We start from the raw sequence: 18243 nt of genomic DNA, 5'->3' as shown, positions 1-18243 counted from the left end.
GCTTCAAACCAGGCCGGTCACCAGCCGGTCTGGGGGCCGAAGGCGTAGCGTTTCAGCGCCTTGCCGAGCGTGCGCCCGTCGGTGACGGTCTCCGCGTGCAGGCCGGCTTCGCGCGCGCCCTGCACGTTGGTGAACTTGTCGTCGACGAACAGCGTGCTGGCGGCATCCCAGCCGAGCAGTTCCAGCGCATGCGTGAAGGTGGCCGGGGCCGGCTTGCGCCTCTGCAACCCGCCGCTGGTGAGTATCCGACCCTCGATCCGCGCCGCCAGTGGCGCGACGATGCGCGGGATGGCCTGCATCATCATCGCGCCATTGTTGGTCAGCACGCCCATCGCCACGTCCGCGTGCAGCGTGGCGATGCGGGTCAGCACGTCGTCCATGGCCGTGCTGCCGGCCATCCGCGACGCGATCCATGCGTCCTCGTCAATGGCAGCGCCGATCCCTTCGCCGAGCCGCTGCAGGTAAGTGTCCGTGTCGACACTGCCGCTGTCGTACTCGGTTTCCAGCCCCGACACGAACAGCACCTCGCGCACGCGCGCGTGTTCGCAGCCGGCATGCGCGGCCAGGTGTGCGATCCGGACTTCGTGCCGGTAATGCGCCAGGACGCCATCGAAATCGAACAGCACCTGCCGGATGCGCGGCTTCATCCGGCCGCGACCACCTTGAATGCGTCGCGGGCGGCGGTGAGCGTGGCCTCGATCACCTCGGGCGTGTGCGCGCTGGACATGAAGCCGGCCTCGAACGCCGACGGTGCCAGGTACACGCCGCGTTCCAGCATGGCGTGGAAGAAGCGGTTGAACGCCGCCGTGTCGCAGGCCACCGCCTGTGCATAGGTGTCGACCTGCTGATCCGTGAAGAACAGGCCGAACATCGCGCCGACGCGGGTCGTGGTCAGCGGAACGCCGGCCTCGCGTGCGGCGGCTTCCATGCCTTCGCACAGCGTCGTGGTCGCCGCAGCGAGACCATCGTGGAAACCTGGGGCCTGGATGAGCTCCAGCATCGCCAGCCCGGCGGCCATCGCCACCGGATTCCCGCTCAGCGTACCGGCCTGGTAGATGGGACCGGCCGGCGCGATCTGCTGCATCAGGTCGCGGCGGCCACCGTAGGCACCCACCGGCATGCCACCGCCGATGATCTTGCCGAAGGTGGTCAGGTCGGGCGTGATGCCGTAGTGCGCCTGCGCGCCGCCCAGCGCCACGCGGAAGCCGGTCATCACTTCGTCGAAGATCAGCAGCGCGCCATGCTGCGTGCACAGCGCGCGCAGGTGCTGCAGGTAGCCTTCACGCGGCGGCAGGCAGTTGGCGTTACCGACGACGGGTTCGATGATCAGGCAGGCGATCTCGCTGCCGTACTGCTCGAACATGGCGGTGGCGCCGTCGAAGTCGTTGTAGCTCAGCGTCAGGGTCAGTTCGCTCAGGCCGGCCGGCACGCCGGGCGAGGTCGGCACGCCGAGCGTGAGCATGCCGCTGCCGGCCTTCACCAGGAACGAATCGCCGTGCCCGTGGTAGCAGCCTTCGAACTTCACGATGCGGTTGCGGCCGGTGGCGCCACGCGCCAGGCGGATCGCCGACAGCGTGGCCTCGGTGCCGGAATTGACCATGCGCACCATCTCGCACGACGGCACCAGCCGCGTGATCGTTTCCGCCATCGTCACTTCGGCCGGGCAGGGTGCGCCGAACGACAGGCCGTTCTGGATGGCAGCCTGCACCGCGTCGCGTACCGCCGGATGGTTGTGGCCGACGATCATCGGGCCCCACGAGCCCACGTAGTCGATGTAGCGATTGCCATCCACATCATGCAGCCAGGCGCCATCGGCACGCTGCACGAAGAACGGCTCGCCGCCCACCGACTTGAACGCGCGCACCGGCGAATTGACGCCACCGGGCAGCAAGGCCTTGGCTCGAGTGAAGAGGGCGTGGGACTGGTCGTGGTTCATGGGGGTTCCAATAAGGGATATCTGTAGGAGGGGCTTTAGCCCCGAGAGCTTCGGCAACGAAGGCGGTCGGGGCTAAAGCCCCTCCTACACGGGTCAGATGCCGAAGCCACGTCGATAGGCGATCGCCGCCGCCACCGGATCGGGCGCCTCGAACACGCCGCCGATCACGGCAACCAGGTCGGCGCCGGAGGCGACCAGCGGCCCCATATTGTCCGGGGTAATGCCACCTATCGCCACCCGCGGCACGCCCAGCGCCGCAGCGCCGGTCAGCAGGGCCGGCGCGGCGCGGCGCGTGGTCACCTTGCTGGTGGTGGGGAAAAACGCGCCGAAGGCCACGTAACTGGCGCCCGCGGCGACCGCGCGTTGTGCGTGCACGGCCTCGTCGTAACAGGAGGCCCCGACGATGGCGTCTTCACCCAGTCGCGCGCGCGCGGTGGCGATATCGCCGTCGTCCTCGCCCAGGTGGACCCCCGCTGCCCCCACCGCTTCGGCCAGGGCGACATCGTCATTGATGATCAGCGGCACGCCGGCCTGCACGCACAGCGCGTGCAGCGCGGTGGCCTGTTCGCCCCGGCGGTCAGCGCCGGCAGCCTTCTGCCGGTATTGCAGCCACGTGGCATAGGGGAGTACGGCCGCCACGCGCGCCAGCAGGCGGGCGGTGTCCGGCTCTTCCGGCGTGATCAGGTACAGCCCGCGGGCAGTGCGGACGGACGGCGGCAGGGCTGTCATGGGTGAACTTCCGGTGCACGGGCGGCGGTGGGACAATGGCCGCTCCTTCCAGCGTGCATTATCCGATGACCGACGCCACCGCCACCATCTTCCGCACCTGGATGTGCGTGGTCTGCGGCTTCATCTACGACGAGGCCGATGGCCTGCCGGAAGAAGGCATCGCCCCGGGCACGCGCTGGGACGATATCCCGGCCGACTGGACCTGCCCGGATTGCGGCGTGGGCAAGGACGATTTCGAGATGGTGGAGCTGGACTGACATGCTTTCTGCGCCCCTGTAGGAGCGACGTGAGTCGCGACCGGAGGCGTCGGATGTCCGTAATGCGACCCCGGCAGGGGAGGGTTGTTTACGGCGAAACAGCGTGAGGTAACGCGCGCAAAGCCGGGACGATGGAGTTCATGTTGTGCGGTCGCGACTCACGTCGCTCCTACAGGGGACGCAGGAAGTGGCCTGCTCCTGACGCTCAATGCATCCGCGACGAACGCACCGCGCTGAGCTCCACCAGTTGCTCGCGGATCGCCGACGTGTCGTTCGCCTCCGGCGCCAGCTGCAGATAGCGCGTCAGGTCGCGCTGGGCGCCATGGCGGTGATCCATCTTGAGGTACGCGAGGCCGCGGTCGCGCAGGGCATCCGGTTGATCGGGCGTCAGTTTGAGCACGCGATCGACGCTGCGCGCGGCGCGGTCCCACTCCTCGCGCTCGGCGTACACGCCGTGCAGGTTGCGCAGCGTACGCACCAGGATCGCGCGTGGTGAAGCCGGGTTGAGGATGTGCAGCAGCGCTGCATCGTCGGGGACATCGCCGCCCAGATGCGGCTTGGCGCGTTCGCGCAGTTCGTCCACGCCCAGCGGACGGCCACCGTTGAAGGGATCCATCACCAGCAGGCCGTCGTCCACCGGCAGGCGCACCAGGAAATGACCGGGGAAGGACACACCGTCCAGGGGCACGCCCAGCCGGTGGGCCACTTCCATCTGCACCATCGCCAGCGACACCGGGTTGCCCAGCCGGCGCTCGAACACCTGGTTGAGGTAGCTGTTGCGCGGGTCGTAGTACTCGTCGTGGTTGCCGGTATAGCCCAGTTCGTCGAACAGGTGCCGGTTGATCGCCGCCATCTTCAGCGGCCACGGCTCGATCGTGTCGATCTCATGGCGCAGATGTTCGGCGTGGCTCTGGACCAGCGTGTCGTAAAGGTCCGGGTCCAGGTCGGGGTACTCGTCGCGCGCGATCAGCAGCGCGGTTTCCAGCAGCGGCACGGTTTCATCCGCCTGGCTGGCCAACGCATTCCATTCCGGCAATGTCAGTCGATCCCCCATGGCCACAGAGTGCGGCCGTTCGCGCCGACAATCAAGCCTCAGCGGACGGGCGGAATGCCATCGCCGAGGCCCAGTTCCGCGCCGTCCTCGAGCTTCAGCCGTTCCGCTTCGCCGGCATTGAGTTCAAGCACGTAACGGGCCGGCCGGGCGCTGGGGTAGGACGGGCAGGCATTGCCGCCGGAACAGGGCGGCACGTTGCGCTGCTGCGACACCAGCTTGCGGCTGTTGTCGAAGTAGAGGATGTCCAATGCGATGCGGGTGTTCTTCATCCAGTACGCCTGCGGCTCTTCGGCGTCGTGGATGAAGAGCATGCCGGTGCCATCGGCCATCGCATCGCGGAACATCAACCCGCGCGCACGCTCGGCATCGTCGTCGGCGATCTCCACCGTGAAGCGCTCGCCGCCCACTTCGACCCATGGCCCGCCGTTGGCGCAGCCGCTGAGGAGAAGGGTAAAAGCGAGCACGGTCAGCTGGGGGAGGCGCATGTCGAAGTCCGCTGTTCGAGGAGGGCCGTAGTGTAGCGCCGTGCCCGGAGCCTGTCGGTCTGCGGTGATGGGCGCGCGCGCCGCAGCGGATTCAGTCCGTGCGCAGCTTCGCGGCGATCCTCTCCGCCGCGAGCCGGTTGTCGCGATAGTAGGCGGCGTTCTCCGCCAGCGCGTGCCAGCGCTGCTGGTCTTCCACGTGATGGCGCAGTTGGCGGACGACGCCCGGCATCAGCTGGTGATGACGGGCGCTGTCCGCGCGCTGGGCGACCTGCAGCAGGTCGAGCAGCAGCAGGATGCCGTCATGGTTGCGTTCGGCCTGCCTGCGTGCCGCGAGGAACAGCCTGTCGAGCCCGGCCGGCGGCAGTCTGGCGAGGCCCGGGTCCGCCAGGCTGTGGCCGGGATCGGCCTGCAGTACGTGCAGTGCGTCATCCAGCGGGATGAGGGGCGGTGCGGACATCGCCACATCACATGTATCGGCGGCGGGCGCTTCGTGCCCGTTGGCGTCCATCAATGGCATCGACATCTCCTTGTGTCTGTGGGAAGGCTCGCGGTGGCCCGGCTTCCGTGGGCAGGAACGCCGCCACGCGATCGGTACCGACTTTATGAACTCGATAAGTTCACGTCAATTAACTTAATTGGTTAATAAGTGTGATTCGCCGCCGCTAACGTTCCCCGCATGGGCAACGAGCGTGAAAAATTCTCGCAGAGACTGGCGCACGCCATGCAGCAGGCTGGCTACGAGCCACGCCCGACGGTGTTGTTCCATCTGTTCAACACCCGCTATCGCGGCCGCTCTGTCACTTTCCAGACCACGTCGCGCTGGCTCGGTGGCCGCGCGATTCCCGCGCAGGACAAGCTGCAGGTGCTGGCGGACCTGCTGGGGGCGGATCCGCATACCCTGCGCTTCGGCACGAGCACGCGCTCACGCGTGGCCGAAACGCGGGCCACGTGGCCTGCCGGCGCCGGTAGCCGCGAGCGCCAGGTGATCGATGCCTTCCTCCGGTTGCCGCCGAAGAAGCGCGAACTCGTGGGCGAACTGGTGAAAGCGCTGGCGGACGAGGCGTAAAAGCGCTCGGCCGCCTGTGCCGGTCGCCTAGCGCAGCACGACCGGCGGTTCGCCGCCGACGATGACGATATCCGCCGGACGGCGGGCGAACAGGCCCACGCTGACCACGCCGGGGATCTGGTTGATCTCGCGTTCCATCGCGACCGGGTCGGTGATCGACAGGTTGTGGATGTCCAGCACCACGTTGCCGTTGTCGGTGGTCACGCCGTCGCGCCACACCGGCTGGCCGCCGGTCAGCGCGAGGATCTCGCGCGCCACCAGGCTGCGCGCCATCGGGATGACTTCCACCGGCAGCGGGAACCTGCCCAGCACGGGCACCTGCTTGCTGGGGTCGATGATGCAGACGAACTGCTTGCTGGCCTCGGCGATGATCTTCTCGCGCGTCAGCGCCGCGCCGCCGCCCTTGATCAGGCGCTTGTGCGGGTCGCATTCATCGGCACCGTCCACGTACAGCGACAGCGTGCCGGTGTGATTGAGGTCCAGCACCTCGATGCCGTGCTGCTTCAGGCGCGCCGTGCTCTGTTCGGAACTGGACACTGCGCCCTTGATGCGGTCCTTGATGCCGGCCAGCGCATCGATGAAGAAGGCCACGGTGGAGCCCGTGCCCACGCCGACGATCATGCCGTCCTCGACGAACTCGATGGCCTTCTCGCCGGCCAGGCGCTTTGCTTCGCTCATGGGTTCAACACTCGTGTACAGGATGGGGTTGTTGTAGGAGCGACGTAAGTCGCGACCGGGAGGGTGGGGACGCAGGGGAAGGCAGGGGACGTGGGAAGCGCGGTGCTGTCATTCTCCCCCGGCCTGCAGGGCGTGCGGTCGCGACTTACGTCGCTCCTACAGGGGCATGGCTACTCCAGCGCCAGCAGGAACTTCCACTGTGCGGCCGTCACCGGCGATACGGAAAGGCGGCTGCCGCGCTGGGTCAGCGCGAAGCCTTCCCCCAGCGCATCGGCATGCTGCTTGACCTCTTCCAGCGTGATGGTGCGCGTGAGCTTGCGCTCGAACGTCACGTCCACCAGCGACCAGCGCGGATCTTCGCGCGTGCTCTTGGGGTCGTGGTAGTCCGACTTCGGATCGAACTGCGTTTCGTCCGGATAGGCGGTACTGGACACGGTGGCCGTGCCGACGATGCCCGGTTCCTTGCAGTTGGAGTGATAGAACAGCACGCCATCGCCTACCTGCATGCTGCGCATGAAGTTGCGCGCCTGGTAGTTGCGCACGCCGTTCCACGGCTCGGTGCCGACCTTTTCCAGGTCATCGATGGAGAAGGCATCCGGTTCCGACTTCATCAGCCAGTAGCGCTTGCGGGCGGTCATGGTGGGGCGTCCGGCAAAGAGGAGGAAGGAAGCAGCGTGTCGCGCTCGGTGCAGATGGCATCCAGCGGTACGTCCCAGGCCTGCGCGCCGACCGTGCCGATGCGCTGCGCCTCGAAGCCGACGCCGACCAGCCACGGCGGCGCGGGGCGTTGCAGGCGTGGCGCCAGCGTGCGGTCGTACCACCCGCCGCCCATGCCGAGACGGTGGCCCGCGGCGTCGAACCCCACCAGTGGCACGACGATCAACGCCATGTCCGTGGCGACCAGGCCGGCGCGTGGATCGACATCCGGTTCGGGAATGCCGTAGCGGTTGGTCACCAGCTCGTCGCCCGGCCGCCAGGGTGCGAAGCGGAGTGTTTCGTCGTCGGCCAATACAGGCAGGCAGTAGACCAGGCCCGGTGGCAGGCGCAGCTGCCAGCTGTGGAGGCCGATTTCGCCGTCCATCGCCCAATAGCCGGCGACGTAACCTGTGGCGGGGAAGAAGGGGAGTGCGAACAGGCGCGTGGCCAGTGCGTCGGCGCCGGCGATGCGCTCGGCGGCGGGCAGGGCGCGGCGGCGCGCACGCAGTTCACGGCGCAGCGCATTGCGCTCGGCGGCCATGGCGGAAGACGGGGAGTCGGGCATGCGTGAATTTTACGGCATGCACACCGGCGTTGCCGGTGGGACCGCGGGAGCGGCGTCAGTCACGGCCCTGGGCGTCGGATCCCTAGTGCAGTCGGCTTCGTTTCGAAGTCATCCCGCTCAAGGGCGGGTGCAACAGGACCGGCCGGGTCGCGGCTGATGCCGCTGCCGCGGGAAAAATACGTCCTCCGCCATGCACGATGTTCGCGAAACGACCTTGAACCCGGGGTTCAAGTGGGAAGGTTGGGCAACCATCGGGCTTTCCGCTGCGAGGCAGACCTGCACTCCCGGTAACCGTCACCATCCCGTGGTCGTAATTAAGGGACAAGGCGAATGTTTGCGCTCACTGTCGAGTACAGCAGAGGACGCGAGGCCAGTATAGCGATTGAGGACTTTTTGCCTAGCCCGTTCGTCGGCCGATTCAGTGCGCGGTCGGCGACATGCACATGCTGTTACGGCGTACCCAGCACGCCGTCGAGCTTGCGGTGCAGGTCCTGCAGCGTGCGCTCGACATCGCGGTTGCGTGCGTGCTGTTCATCGCGCAATTGTTGCAATTCGTGTGCCAGGTTCAATGCGGCCAGCACGGCGATGCGGTCGACCGCGGCCATGCGGTTGCTGCCGCGCACCTCGCGCATGCGGCTGTCGAGCAGCTTGGCGGCCGCCATCAGGCTGGAACGTTCATCGGGCGCGACGCCGACGGTGTACTCGCGGTCCAGGAGGTGGACGCTGACCGGTTCGTTGGCGCTCACGTGTGCTGCTCCAGGGATTTCAGGCGGCTGATCATCGCTTCCACCCGCGAACGCGCCTGTTCGTTCTTGGCCAGCAATTGCGAGCGTTCACCGACCAGCTGTTCCTGCTGCTGGCGCAGGCTGCGGTTCTCGTCCGCCAGGCGATGGCAGCGGTCCGCCAGGTCCTGGATGCGCGTGCTGAGCGCGCGGAGCTGGTCGAGGAGGTCGGCGTTGTCCATGGCGGGCACATTAGGCATGCGCTTGGCGGGCGGTCAAGGGCGGCCGGGGGCGTGGGAGCGACGCCCGTCGCGATACCGGGACCCTGATCGCCACCGGCGTCGCTCCCGCAAGGGAATTCAGGAGGCGACGCGCATGCCCGAGCCGGGGTAGTAGTCGCGGATGAAGCGCAGGCACTGGTCCGGGCTCAGCGCCTGCGAGACCCAGTGGCCTTGGACTTCGTCGCAGCCGTGGTTGCGCAGGAACTCGTACTGGTCCCACGTTTCCACGCCCTCGGCCACCACTTTCAGCGCCAGCGACTGGCCCATCGTGATGATGGTGCTGGTGATCGCTTCATCGTCGGTATCGTGGGTGAGGTCGCTGATGAACTCCCGGTCGATCTTGAGCGTCGTCAGCGGCAGGCGCTTCAGGTACGCCAGCGATGAGTAGCCGGTGCCGAAATCATCGATCGCCAGCGAAATGCCCAGCCGGCGACAGGCGCGCAGCGTGTCCGCGTTCTGTTCGGGGCTGGCCATCACCACGCTTTCTGTCAGTTCCAGCTCCAGCCTGCCGGCGGGAACGCCCGTCTCCTGCAGGGTGCGCGCCACCACCGTCTGCAGGTCGCCGCGCTGGAGCTGGGTGGCGGACACGTTCACCGCCATGGAAAGTTCTTCCAGGCCTTGGTCATGCCAGTTGCGCAGGGTCAGGCAGGCTTCGCGCAACGCCCAGGCGCCGATCTCCAGGATCATCCCGGATTCTTCGGCCAGGGGAATGAACTGTGCCGGCGAGACCATGCCGAATTCCTTGCTGTCCCAACGCAGCAGCGCCTCCACGCCGGTGATGCGCTGGCGCGAGATCGACAGGCGTGGCTGGAACACCAGCGACAACTCGTTGCGGTCGATCGCGCGGCGCAGTGCGCTGGCGAGGATCGCGCGGTGCCGATTCTTCTCGTCCATCGACTCGGAGTACATCTCGTACGTGTGCCGGCCCATCGCCTTGGCCTGGTACATGGCGGTGTCGGCATGCTTCAGCAGTTCGGTCGGCACCTGCGCGTGCTCGGGATACAGGCTGATGCCGATCGACGGCGACACCGCCAGCTCCAGCCGTTCGCCGAAATTCAGCGGGGCACGGAACGCCTGGATGATGCGCTGTGCCACGGCCTCCGCGTCGGGCATGCCGTTGATGTCCTCCAGCACCACGGTGAACTCGTCGCCGCTCAGGCGCGCCACCGTGTGCTGGGTGCCCACCGTCTGCTGCACGCGCGCGGCGGCGGCGCGCAGGATGCGGTCGCCGGTGGCGTGGCCCAGCGAGTCGTTGATGTCCTTGAACCGGTCCAGGTCGATGAACAGCACCGCGACGTGCCCGTGCTCGCGGCGTGCACGCACGATGGCGCGCGACAGGCGTTCGGACAGCAGCGAACGGTTCGGCAGGCTGGTCAGCGTGTCGTAGTTGGCCAGGTAGCGCAGTTCCTGCTCGGCCCGCTTCTGTTCGGTGATGTCGGTGAGCACCTGCACGTACAGCGGGCGTTCGCCACTGGCATCGGGCACCACGTTGGTCTCGATGCGGCAGAGGATCTCCTCGCCGTCCTTGCGTACCTTCCAGATCTCGCCGGACCAGCGTCCGGTGAGCCGCAGCTCGCGGTTCATCCGTTCGAAGAACGCATCCTCGTGCTGGTCGCTGTCCAGCATGGTCATCGGCTGGCCGATGATCTCTTCTTCGGCGTAGCCGGTGATGCGGGTGAATGCCGGGTTGATGGTGATGAACTGGTGCGCCCAGTCCAGCACCGCGACGGCCTCGTTCATGCTGCGCATCACCTCGCCGGCGATGCGGTGCTCGTATTCGGCATTCCGGCTGGCGGTGATGTCGCGCGCGGTGCCGGCGATGCGGATCGGCTGGCCCTCGTTGTCGCGATCGACCACCCGGCCGCGTGCGCGCACCCACACCCACGTGCCGTTGCCGTGCATGTCCATGCGGTGCTCGGACGTGAAGATCGGCGCCTTGCCCTGCAGGTGCAGGCGCAGGCGCTCCATCACCAGGGGCAGGTCTTCCTCGTGGATGGTCGGCACTTCGCCCTGCCGCGTGAGCACGGTGATGTCGCCCGTCTGCACGGCGGTCTCGTCGGCGCGCATCCGGTACAGCCTGCGCTGCACCAGGTCGTAGTCCCAGAACTGTTCGCCGGATGCCCATAGCGCCAGCTTCAGGCGCTCGTCGCGGTTGCGCAGGGATTCGCTGCGCAGCGGTTCCTGCGGCAACTGCCGGGCCGCCAGCCAGGCCTGCCACCAGCGGCGCGTGCCGATCACCACCACGCCCGCCAGCACCACGCCGGCAAGCAGCATGACCGGCACCCGGGACGACAGCGGGGACGCCGTTGCGAGGAGTGCGACGACAGAGAGGGCGTGCATGCGGGTGGACGGACCGTGCCGAGCCTGAGCGATGCTGGAGTGTAGGCATGCGTACACACGCACAACAAGCCGGGACGCGGGTTTTCGTTGCTACACTTGCGAGGTTGTCCGAAACCCTTGGCGGATTGCGTTCTTCTATGCCCGACCTTCCCGATATCGCCGACGTGACCGCCGCTTCCCGCCAGTTGGGACTGGCCATGGAGGCGCCGGAACTGCATGGCGCACTGTGCGGCTGGCTGGCCGGTGGCGGTGCCGCCGACGGCACCTGGCTGGCCCGTGCGCTGGCCGACGATCAACTGCCTGCCCCGGCCGCCGGCAGTGCCCTGGACCAGCTGCGCCAGACCGCCGTGGCGCAGCTCGAAGACCGCAGCTTCGCCTTCGACCTGCTGTTGCCGGCCGCCGACCGTCCGCTGGACGAGCGTGCCGAAGCGCTGTTCTCGTGGTGCCAGGGTTTCCTGGGCGCCTTCGGGCTGGCGACGGGCGCTTCGCCGCCCCTGTCCGAGGAAGGACAGGAAGCGCTGCAGGACCTCGCGCGGCTGGCCCAGGCGTCGGCCGAAAGCAGCGACGACGATGAAGATGAAGACGCCCTGGCCGAACTGGAAGAGTTCGTCCGCGTCGCCGTCCTGCTGCTGCATGGCGATTGCGTGCTCGGGCCCCGGCATCGCCGGAGCCTGAACTGATGAAGGCACTGGCCGGGATCAGCGCGGCCGAGTTCGCCCGCCGCCGCAGGCAGTTGATGCGGCTGGCCGGCAACGATGCCATCCTCGTCCTGCCCGCGGCGCCGGAGCGCGTCCGCAGCCACGACACGCACTATCCGTACCGGCAGGACTCGGACTTCTGGTACCTGTGCGGGTTTCCCGAGCCGGATGCCGTGCTGGTGCTGGTGCCGGGCCGCAAGCACGGCGAGACCATCCTGTTCTGCCGCGAACGCGACCCCGAACGCGAAGGCTGGGACGGCCCGCGTGCCGGCCAGGAGGGTGCGGTCAGCGATTACGGCATGGACGATGCCTATCCCATCGACGACCTGGACGAGATCCTGCCCGGCCTGCTGGAAGGGCGCTCGCGCGTCTACTACCACTTCGGCCGCGATGCTGATTTCGACCTCAAACTGATCGGCTGGGTGCGCCACGTGCGCGCGCACGTCAAGCAGGGCGCGCAGCCGCCGCACGAATTCCTCGAGCTCGGCCACCTGCTGCACGACCTGCGGCTGTTCAAGTCCAAGGAAGAAATCAAGCTGATGCAGCGCGCCGCCGACATCAGCGTGCTGGCGCACCAGGCCGCCTATCGCGCCGCGAAACCCGGCATCCGCGAGTACGAACTGCAGGCCGACGTGGAGCGCGTGTTCCGCGCCCACGACGCCTGGCCGGCCTACAACAGCATCGTGGGCGCCGGCCGCAATGCGTGCGTGCTGCATTACCGCGCCAATACCGCACAGGCGCGCGATGGCGAGCTGGTGCTGATCGATGCCGGCGCCGAATACCGTGGCTATGCCGCCGACATCACCCGCACCTTTCCGGTCAACGGCCGCTTCACCGCCGCGCAACGCGCGCTGCACGACCTGGTCGGCGACGCCCAGCGCGCTGCGTTGTCGTGCGCGCGCGTCGGCGTGCCCTACGAGGCCGGGCACGTCGCGGCCGTGGAAACCCTCACCGAAGGCCTGCTCAGGCTGGGCCTGCTGAAAGGCAAGCTGGAAAAGAACCTCGCCGAAGGCACCTATCGCCGCTTCTACCGCCACAAGACCGGCCACTGGCTGGGCCTCGACGTGCACGACGTGGGCGACTACCGCATCGAGGGCGAGTCGCGGCTGCTGGAGCCGGGCATGGTGTTCACCATCGAGCCCGGCCTGTACGTCGGCCACGATGACGAGACCGTCGACCCGAAGTGGCGCGGCATCGGCATTCGCACCGAGGACGACGTGCTGGTCACCGACGGCGAGCCCGTCGTGCTGACCGACGCGCTGGCACGCAGCGCCGATGAGATCGAGGCGGCGATGGCGGGGTGAGGGGCATGGCGTGGCCAAGGACATTTTCCTCGCCGCCGAGCCGTTGAGCCTCGCGCCCGCACTTCGGTGGTTCAACGTCGAGGCGAAAAGCCTTGCGCCCGAACCGGAATGGATCGACGGAAAGGCGAACTGCCTTCTCGCCTCACCTGAAAGCATCCCGATGCCGAGGCAAACCTCCTTGTCATCCCACCTTCGAGGTTCGCGGCCGAGGAAATTTTCCTTGGCGGCGTTCCAGCGTGCCTTGCGGTCGAGGAAAGAAGCCTCGCCGTCGAAGTTCGATGTCTTGCGTGCGCCCCTTCTTGGGTCGGGGTCTCACCGTGGCGGCGTGCTGAGCGCGGTTAACCCCGCAGAGGGGCTATGTCGTCCGGGAGTACCTTCCGTGCAGAAGAAGGCTGACGGTGTCGGGCTTCGCTGCGCTCACCCCGGCCTATGGTTCTGAAGGCGAGGCGATCTACACCTTGTCAGTTGACACATCCATCCAGGATGTCTTGTCGTTCGTATCTGGACCGCCCGAACTTTTCAACATAGAGAGCGTTGGCGCGCATCTCTACGACGTTCAGTTCATCGCCTTTGAGGTGCCGTGATTGCTCAGCGGCATGGAGCGCGTACTGCGAAGCCTTGAGACTATCTGATGCTCCCAGCTCGGCAAGCCTGGCGATCATGTACTTCTGATCAGGCCGAAGCCCCGTGTTTGCTGACAATCCTCTCTGCTCACCGAGATTCGATGCCAGAGCGATGATGGGGCGCCAATGGCCTTGATGTATTGCTCTGTCGAGCAGCCTGGGCACGTCCTCGCGATAATTCTGGCCAAGCTCCTCGTACTCTTTGTGATCTTCCGGCGGCGTCTGCCATCCCGCCAAGGCGTAACAAGTCATGGCATCCACGTCTCCATTCGACGCCGCTCGTCTCGCCGCAGCATAAATCTGCAGGGACGCTTGGGTAGCGTCGGTACTTGATGCCCAATGGGAACACCGACTCTCGTCTCTCTCCAGACGCTGCATGACGTTCTTGGCGAACTCCTGCTGGTCCCTTGGCAACTTTTGGAAGAGCTCTTGGTTTCCGAGTGGAGATGAGGGGTCGCTCATCTTCGAGGCATAGAACTCCTTCAGTCGCTTGTACGAATGGCACGACTTTATCTCGCTGTAGTCAGTCGGCACTTGCGTGGTTTGATGTGCAACGATGGTTTTGACCGTAGTCGATTCGTGAGCCCTATCCTTAGGGCGATCTTGAAGTGAACCACTCCTCGGAGAAGTGGGCTCTGCCTGTGTCTTGGCCGATAGCGACTGGTTTCTGCTATTGCTCAATAGCTGGGAGACAACTGCTGCGCTGCCCAGCAGTGCTGCGGCGAGGATCACGTACTTAACATATCCACGTTTCACGCAGACTTCTCTCATCGATTGAACCGTCCAGCTCAAAGCCTACATGCTCGTCGAGGTCGTGTACCACTGCGACCCTTCCTTGTTTTGTGCGCAAGCATTCCTCCTTGGGTTCCGTGCTTCCCCCGACGTTGGGCTCGAGTCCACCGTCGTGAACCATGGTGGCGCCCGGATGTGTCGCTCTTCTTCCGGCGAGTCTCATTCACGAGCAGGCACGCCACGCGTGCACGCGTCCAAAGCTTGCGCATGACATGTCCGTACCGGCCCGTGTGCCATTGAATCTGGCTGATCCCAAATAAAGACCCGCGTCCAGGCTCGCTGCCCCCACCATCCGTTGCGCGACATGGGGTGACTCAGTCCAATCCCCGTACATCACGGACCCACAGCTGCCGCCAACGGAACGCCTTGTCGTCGGGCGCCAGCATCTGGGGCGAGGAGGACACCGACGGGGCGAAGGCCTCGCGGGCTGCCAGACATACGGCGTTGACCGCGGCATACCGGTGTGCGCCTTCTTGGAACAGCACGCCCACCAGCACGCCGCACTCGCCACACAGCAGGAACTGAGCCGCCAGGGAGCCCTGTCGGTACCGGCGAAGGCGATCGGCCTGTGCGCGGATGACCAACTGGCCGGCGGGATCGGATATCCATGCGGCGCCGTGCGCCCGGCAGAAGCTGCAGTCGCACGCGCGCGGCGAAGTCGTTTCCGGTGTCAGGGCGGTGGAGAAGGCGAGGGTGATCGCGCCGCAATGGCAGCCGCCTTCAAGCGTGGGATGTGCCGCGGTCATGGGCGTGGATCAGCCTTCGTCCGGACGCCAGGCCGGGGGCGTCTCGTTGGTCACATCCTGCGCGCGGGCACGGGCGGCTTCCAGCGGCCGGATCTCCAGCGTCAGGCCGTACGCGAGGCAGGGATTCTCGGCGGCGATCCGTGCGGCGGCGTCCAGCGAGTCGGCGACGATGAACCAGTAGCCGCCCACGAGTTCTTTCGCCTCGGCAAACGGTCCGTCGGTGACCCCGTCGCGCGATACCTGTTTGCCGCGGTTTTCCAGCCGGCTGCCGGGCTTGAGCACGCCCTCCGCCACGCCGCGCTCATACCAGATGTAGAAGCGGTCGATGGCGTCCTGCACATCCTGCTTCGACGCCGTTTCGTCCCATTGGCCGCGGGAGATGAGGAGGTATTCGGACTGGGGCATGGTCGGTGAACTCTGTCGGGTGCGAGATGGAGTGGAGTGCGTGGCATGCGTCGGGAGAAAACGGTGCGGTAACACGGGCCTGGTCGCCCGGATGCATGTCCCTCAGCAGCGCCGCATTCTGCTTGCGGACGTCCGGATCCTTTTCGTCGAAAACATCGCGCCAGCGATCATGCGCGTTGAGCGACATGCCCTGACAGTCCTGTAGCGAAGGCGGCGCGCGGACGGGTTGATGGCAGAGCCACCAGGCGAAGAACGGTCCGATCAGCGGAACGACGGCCAGCACCGTGAGCGCTGTCTTCTCGAACCCGGGGAGCCGAGTACGCGAGATCCTCACCAACAGGACCACGGCGACCCGTTCCGAGACGACGATCAACCAGGTGGTGCCTGTCATGTCATCCCGCCTCCCGATAGATCCACACACCCAACGCGATCATCGCGACCCAGAACACCACGCCGGTCAGCGCCGCTGCGGCCTCGCCAGGCGCGTGCCTTGGGCGAAGCACGCGCAGTATCAGCGCCCCGGTGCCGCGCAGCAGCCATTCCACCACGATTTCGAACACGATCCGTGCGATGACGCGGAACACGCCGCCCAATGCCTCGCCTGCGATATCCCCCAACGGCATGGACGTGCTCCTCTCCGATAGCGGGATCAGGCGTGTTGCCGCGCTGCGTGCAGCACGAACGCCCACAGGCCAAGTACAGCGAGAAAGTTCAGCGTGAACACGACGCCGCGCAGGCGGACGTTCGCTGTCAGTATCTGCACGCTACTGTGCAGCAGGCGGCCGCCGATGAAGAGCCAGGCCAGCGCGACGGCGATGCGGCTGGTGCCGAGCAGCATCAGCAGCACACAGGCCACATGGAAGAACAGTGGCCACTCGAACTGGTTGGAGAGGTTGGCGCTGATGCGGGGTTCCATCGTCGCGAAGGGATTGCTGCCGTCGGCGCGCCGGCCGATGCCCCAGATCGCCGGTGCACGCGCCACCGTCAGCAGCCCGTACAGCAACGCCGCGAGCGTGACGTGCGCCGTCATCGGCAGCAGCAGGGTCGTATCCATGGCCATGGCCTCTTACACCGGCATGGTGGACAGGTACGCCGCGCCGAGGGCGGCGCACAGTCCCAGCAGGATGATGAAGCCGAAGCGCAGCCGGAACGGGATGGAGGGCTTGCCATACCGCTGTTCGGCTTGCCGCCGGTCCAGCCTCCAGCCGTGGTTGCACGCCGGACAAGCGAGCTGGTAGCGCCTGCCATAGACGAAGCCGAACAGCAGGTCGAACTCGCCGTACTTGTATGCGAGCTGCGGCTCGAAATCGCGCATCTCATCGCAGCGGGGGCAGTGCTGCGGTTCCGGCTCGCCCACCGGCACGGTGCGCTCACCCTGGCCGATCATGAACATCATGCTTGCGGTTCCCTTGCGGCATGCCCATTCCCCATGGACAGCGCGATTCTGTGACCGCGCCGTAGCGCCGTCAAACAGCTGCCTGTGCGCAGGCTCAGCCCGCCTCCGCGAACGCCGGCCGGGTCAGGTTGTCGGCGTCGCCCCCGGTGCACAGCACTTCGTCCTCGATGCGGATGCCGCCATACGGGCGGAACGCATCCACGCGCGACCAGTCCACGCTGGCGGCGTGGCCGTTCTTCTTCACCTCGTCCAGCAGCAGGTCGATGAAGTACAGGCCTGGTTCGATGGTCACCACCATGCCGGGTTCCAGCACGCGGGTCATGCGCAGGTAGGGATGGCCGGCGGGGCGTTCGATGCGGCCGCCGCGGTCGCTGGCGGCGAAGCCGGCCACATCGTGCACCTGCAGGCCGATGGGATGGCCCAGGCCGTGCGGGAAGAACGCCGCGCTCACGCCGGTGGCCACGGCGGCTTCCGGCGACACGGTGATCACGCCGAAATCCTTCAGGATGCCCATCAGGGTGAGGTGCGCATCCACGTGCAGCTGCCTGTAGTCCACGCCGCTGCGCACGCCGGCGCACATCGCCTGCTGCGCGGCATCGACCGCATCGATCATCGCCTGGAACTCGCTGCCGGTGTCGTAGGCATGCGTGCGCGTGATGTCGCTGGCATAGCCGTGGAAACTCGCGCCGGCATCGATCAGGAAGCTGCGCAACGGGTCGGGCGCGACGCGCTGCAGTTCGGTGTAATGCAGCACGGCCGCATGTTCGTTCAGGCCGATGATGTTGCCGTAGGGCAGGTCGTTGGCGTCCTGGCCCACCGCGGAGCAGTAGGCCATGTGGATGCCGAACTCGCTCTGGCCCGCGCGGAACGCCGCCTCGGCGGCGCGATGGCCGCGCACGGCCAGGCGCTGCGCCTGGCGCATCAGGGTGATCTCGTACGGCGTCTTGTAGGAGCGCTGGTACTCCAGGTACTGGATGACCGGCTCGGGATTGTTCGGTGCGTAGTGCGGGCCGGGAGCTGCGCCCAGCGCGCTCTGCGGCTCGCCAAGGATCGCGCTGCGCGCGGCGGGCGGCAGCAGGGCGAGCGCTTCGTCGGGCTTGCGGATGATGTGGATGTCGAAGTGGTCCACCCACCAGCCGCTGGGTGCGTCCGGTACCACATGCCAGTAGTCGAACGGCTGGTAGAAGATCACCTTCGGGCGTCCGCTCGGCGTGTACACCAGCCAGCTGTACGGCACGCGCGTCAACGGCAGCCAGGCCTTGAACTGCGGGTTGACCGCATACGGATAGTCGCGGTCGTCGAAGACCTGCCAGTGCTGCGTACCACTGGGTACGACCAGGTGATCGAAACCGCCCCGCACCAGGGCTTCGTCGGCGCGGCGCTTCATCGTCGCCAGGTGGTCGGCGTAGAGCGGGACGAGGTCGGTGTCGAAGGAGGCGGGGGCGTTCATGGCGGCGGCTCGTGCGAAAG

The 18243-nt window shown here is 66.7% G+C and carries 23 protein-coding genes and 1 other RNA gene; 4 read left to right on the top strand and 20 right to left on the bottom strand.

Translation table 11 applies throughout. The features are described from left to right. Positions 1-17: 17 nt before the first annotated feature. From WBN46_RS11530 to thiE, 3 genes are all read right to left on the bottom strand, one after another. The gene (locus WBN46_RS11530) at positions 18-647 is read right to left on the bottom strand and encodes an HAD-IA family hydrolase (RefSeq protein WP_337731622.1); all 630 of its coding nucleotides are present in this window, start codon (positions 645-647) and stop codon (positions 18-20) included. Next, positions 644-1936, bottom strand: coding sequence for a glutamate-1-semialdehyde 2,1-aminomutase (gene hemL / locus WBN46_RS11525; protein ID WP_337731621.1), 1293 nt, complete (start codon positions 1934-1936; stop codon positions 644-646). Before hemL ends, WBN46_RS11530 begins: the two co-directional genes overlap by 4 nt. Positions 1937-2029: 93 nt before the next feature. Continuing rightward, positions 2030-2665, bottom strand: coding sequence for a thiamine phosphate synthase (gene thiE, locus WBN46_RS11520; protein ID WP_337731620.1), 636 nt, complete (start codon positions 2663-2665; stop codon positions 2030-2032). 35 nt (positions 2666-2700) lie between these two features. Here thiE and WBN46_RS11515 point away from each other — a divergent pair, with 35 nt between their 5' ends. Next, complete coding sequence (locus WBN46_RS11515) at positions 2701-2922, top strand: rubredoxin (RefSeq protein WP_337731619.1); 222 nt, start codon at positions 2701-2703, stop codon at positions 2920-2922. Between the two features lie 205 nt (positions 2923-3127). Here the strand turns inward: WBN46_RS11515 and WBN46_RS11510 are convergent, their stop codons facing one another. The 3 genes from WBN46_RS11510 to WBN46_RS11500 form a co-directional block, all read right to left on the bottom strand. Beyond that, positions 3128-3976 carry a SirB1 family protein gene (locus WBN46_RS11510; RefSeq protein ID WP_192202143.1) on the bottom strand — a complete coding sequence of 283 codons (849 nt, stop codon included), beginning with the start codon at positions 3974-3976 and terminating at the stop codon, positions 3128-3130. Positions 3977-4014: 38 nt separating this feature from the next. Continuing rightward, a complete protein-coding gene (locus tag WBN46_RS11505) occupies positions 4015-4461 on the bottom strand; it encodes a DUF192 domain-containing protein (RefSeq protein ID WP_337731617.1) in 447 nt (148 codons plus the stop codon). A 91-nt stretch (positions 4462-4552) separates the two neighbouring features. Next, positions 4553-4978, bottom strand: coding sequence for a hypothetical protein (locus WBN46_RS11500; protein WP_337731616.1), 426 nt, complete (start codon positions 4976-4978; stop codon positions 4553-4555). Between the two features lie 159 nt (positions 4979-5137). Between WBN46_RS11500 and WBN46_RS11495 the strand changes: the two genes are divergently transcribed. After that, positions 5138-5527, top strand: a complete 390-nt coding sequence (locus WBN46_RS11495; protein WP_192202140.1) for a transcriptional regulator — start codon at positions 5138-5140, stop codon at positions 5525-5527. A gap of 27 nt (positions 5528-5554) precedes the next feature. Here the strand turns inward: WBN46_RS11495 and rpiA are convergent, their stop codons facing one another. The 7 genes from rpiA to WBN46_RS11460 form a co-directional block, all read right to left on the bottom strand. Further along, a complete protein-coding gene (rpiA, locus tag WBN46_RS11490) occupies positions 5555-6205 on the bottom strand; it encodes a ribose-5-phosphate isomerase RpiA (protein WP_337731615.1) in 651 nt (216 codons plus the stop codon). A 170-nt stretch (positions 6206-6375) separates the two neighbouring features. After that, the gene (locus WBN46_RS11485) at positions 6376-6843 is read right to left on the bottom strand and encodes an EVE domain-containing protein (RefSeq protein ID WP_337731614.1); all 468 of its coding nucleotides are present in this window, start codon (positions 6841-6843) and stop codon (positions 6376-6378) included. After that, positions 6840-7466, bottom strand: coding sequence for a 5-formyltetrahydrofolate cyclo-ligase (locus tag WBN46_RS11480; RefSeq protein WP_337731613.1), 627 nt, complete (start codon positions 7464-7466; stop codon positions 6840-6842). The genes WBN46_RS11485 and WBN46_RS11480 overlap by 4 nt, the downstream gene beginning before the upstream one ends. Before the next feature lie 178 nt (positions 7467-7644). Then, a non-coding RNA gene (gene ssrS / locus WBN46_RS11475) (6S RNA) lies at positions 7645-7831 on the bottom strand. Between the two features lie 84 nt (positions 7832-7915). Further along, positions 7916-8212 (bottom strand): cell division protein ZapA, encoded by a 297-nt coding sequence (locus WBN46_RS11470; protein WP_142125591.1) that lies wholly within the window; start codon positions 8210-8212, stop codon positions 7916-7918. Then, positions 8209-8430: a TIGR02449 family protein gene (locus WBN46_RS11465; RefSeq protein WP_142125592.1), complete on the bottom strand. Its 222-nt coding sequence runs from the start codon at positions 8428-8430 to the stop codon at positions 8209-8211. Before WBN46_RS11465 ends, WBN46_RS11470 begins: the two co-directional genes overlap by 4 nt. A gap of 117 nt (positions 8431-8547) precedes the next feature. Next, the gene (locus WBN46_RS11460) at positions 8548-10809 is read right to left on the bottom strand and encodes an EAL domain-containing protein (RefSeq protein WP_337731612.1); all 2262 of its coding nucleotides are present in this window, start codon (positions 10807-10809) and stop codon (positions 8548-8550) included. Positions 10810-10946: 137 nt separating this feature from the next. Here WBN46_RS11460 and WBN46_RS11455 point away from each other — a divergent pair, with 137 nt between their 5' ends. Beyond that, on the top strand, positions 10947-11489 hold the full coding sequence (locus WBN46_RS11455; protein WP_337731611.1) for a UPF0149 family protein: 543 nt from the start codon (positions 10947-10949) through the stop codon (positions 11487-11489). Beyond that, positions 11489-12811 (top strand): aminopeptidase P N-terminal domain-containing protein, encoded by a 1323-nt coding sequence (locus WBN46_RS11450; RefSeq protein WP_192202137.1) that lies wholly within the window; start codon positions 11489-11491, stop codon positions 12809-12811. The genes WBN46_RS11455 and WBN46_RS11450 overlap by 1 nt, the downstream gene beginning before the upstream one ends. 461 nt (positions 12812-13272) lie before the next feature. Here the strand turns inward: WBN46_RS11450 and WBN46_RS11445 are convergent, their stop codons facing one another. From WBN46_RS11445 to pepQ, 7 genes are all read right to left on the bottom strand, one after another. Then, the gene (locus WBN46_RS11445) at positions 13273-14190 is read right to left on the bottom strand and encodes a hypothetical protein (protein WP_337731610.1); all 918 of its coding nucleotides are present in this window, start codon (positions 14188-14190) and stop codon (positions 13273-13275) included. Between the two features lie 350 nt (positions 14191-14540). After that, positions 14541-14972, bottom strand: coding sequence for an aldehyde-activating protein (locus tag WBN46_RS11440; protein WP_337731609.1), 432 nt, complete (start codon positions 14970-14972; stop codon positions 14541-14543). Positions 14973-14981: 9 nt separating this feature from the next. Next, on the bottom strand, positions 14982-15377 hold the full coding sequence (locus WBN46_RS11435; RefSeq protein ID WP_337731608.1) for a YciI family protein: 396 nt from the start codon (positions 15375-15377) through the stop codon (positions 14982-14984). Between the two features lie 392 nt (positions 15378-15769). After that, positions 15770-16000: a hypothetical protein gene (locus WBN46_RS11430; protein WP_337731607.1), complete on the bottom strand. Its 231-nt coding sequence runs from the start codon at positions 15998-16000 to the stop codon at positions 15770-15772. A gap of 26 nt (positions 16001-16026) precedes the next feature. Next, entirely contained in the window at positions 16027-16431 is a 405-nt protein-coding gene (locus tag WBN46_RS11425) for an MAPEG family protein (protein ID WP_337731606.1), read from the bottom strand. Positions 16432-16443: 12 nt separating this feature from the next. Next, a complete protein-coding gene (locus WBN46_RS11420) occupies positions 16444-16773 on the bottom strand; it encodes a hypothetical protein (RefSeq protein WP_337731605.1) in 330 nt (109 codons plus the stop codon). 94 nt (positions 16774-16867) lie between these two features. Continuing rightward, positions 16868-18223 carry a Xaa-Pro dipeptidase gene (gene pepQ, locus WBN46_RS11415; RefSeq protein ID WP_337731604.1) on the bottom strand — a complete coding sequence of 452 codons (1356 nt, stop codon included), beginning with the start codon at positions 18221-18223 and terminating at the stop codon, positions 16868-16870. Positions 18224-18243: the final 20 nt, after the last annotated feature.

Source organism: Pseudoxanthomonas sp. CCNWLW251 (assembly GCF_037402255.1).
Lineage (GTDB): Bacteria > Pseudomonadota > Gammaproteobacteria > Xanthomonadales > Xanthomonadaceae > Pseudoxanthomonas_A.
Note: the sequence above shows the minus strand (reverse complement) of the source record. Positions and strands in the feature narration are given on the sequence as shown.

Bases quoted from the DNA above. Each gene is read 5' to 3' on its own strand.
- WBN46_RS11450 (WP_192202137.1), top strand. From the start codon at position 11,489: ATGAAGGCACTGGCCGGGATCAGCGCGGCCGAGTTCGCCCGCCGCCGC.
- WBN46_RS11485 (WP_337731614.1), bottom strand. From the start codon at position 6,843: ATGACCGCCCGCAAGCGCTACTGGCTGATGAAGTCGGAACCGGATGCC.
- hemL (WP_337731621.1), bottom strand. From the start codon at position 1,936: ATGAACCACGACCAGTCCCACGCCCTCTTCACTCGAGCCAAGGCCTTG.
- WBN46_RS11505 (WP_337731617.1), bottom strand. From the start codon at position 4,461: ATGCGCCTCCCCCAGCTGACCGTGCTCGCTTTTACCCTTCTCCTCAGC.
- rpiA (WP_337731615.1), bottom strand. From the start codon at position 6,205: ATGAGCGAAGCAAAGCGCCTGGCCGGCGAGAAGGCCATCGAGTTCGTC.
- WBN46_RS11500 (WP_337731616.1), bottom strand. From the start codon at position 4,978: ATGCCATTGATGGACGCCAACGGGCACGAAGCGCCCGCCGCCGATACA.
- WBN46_RS11515 (WP_337731619.1), top strand. From the start codon at position 2,701: ATGGCCGCTCCTTCCAGCGTGCATTATCCGATGACCGACGCCACCGCC.
- WBN46_RS11435 (WP_337731608.1), bottom strand. From the start codon at position 15,377: ATGCCCCAGTCCGAATACCTCCTCATCTCCCGCGGCCAATGGGACGAA.
- WBN46_RS11440 (WP_337731609.1), bottom strand. From the start codon at position 14,972: ATGACCGCGGCACATCCCACGCTTGAAGGCGGCTGCCATTGCGGCGCG.
- WBN46_RS11455 (WP_337731611.1), top strand. From the start codon at position 10,947: ATGCCCGACCTTCCCGATATCGCCGACGTGACCGCCGCTTCCCGCCAG.
- WBN46_RS11430 (WP_337731607.1), bottom strand. From the start codon at position 16,000: ATGCCGTTGGGGGATATCGCAGGCGAGGCATTGGGCGGCGTGTTCCGC.
- WBN46_RS11465 (WP_142125592.1), bottom strand. From the start codon at position 8,430: ATGGACAACGCCGACCTCCTCGACCAGCTCCGCGCGCTCAGCACGCGC.
- thiE (WP_337731620.1), bottom strand. From the start codon at position 2,665: ATGACAGCCCTGCCGCCGTCCGTCCGCACTGCCCGCGGGCTGTACCTG.
- WBN46_RS11510 (WP_192202143.1), bottom strand. From the start codon at position 3,976: ATGGGGGATCGACTGACATTGCCGGAATGGAATGCGTTGGCCAGCCAG.
- WBN46_RS11425 (WP_337731606.1), bottom strand. From the start codon at position 16,431: ATGGATACGACCCTGCTGCTGCCGATGACGGCGCACGTCACGCTCGCG.
- WBN46_RS11495 (WP_192202140.1), top strand. From the start codon at position 5,138: ATGGGCAACGAGCGTGAAAAATTCTCGCAGAGACTGGCGCACGCCATG.
- WBN46_RS11530 (WP_337731622.1), bottom strand. From the start codon at position 647: ATGAAGCCGCGCATCCGGCAGGTGCTGTTCGATTTCGATGGCGTCCTG.
- pepQ (WP_337731604.1), bottom strand. From the start codon at position 18,223: ATGAACGCCCCCGCCTCCTTCGACACCGACCTCGTCCCGCTCTACGCC.
- WBN46_RS11420 (WP_337731605.1), bottom strand. From the start codon at position 16,773: ATGATGTTCATGATCGGCCAGGGTGAGCGCACCGTGCCGGTGGGCGAG.
- WBN46_RS11460 (WP_337731612.1), bottom strand. From the start codon at position 10,809: ATGCACGCCCTCTCTGTCGTCGCACTCCTCGCAACGGCGTCCCCGCTG.
- WBN46_RS11480 (WP_337731613.1), bottom strand. From the start codon at position 7,466: ATGCCCGACTCCCCGTCTTCCGCCATGGCCGCCGAGCGCAATGCGCTG.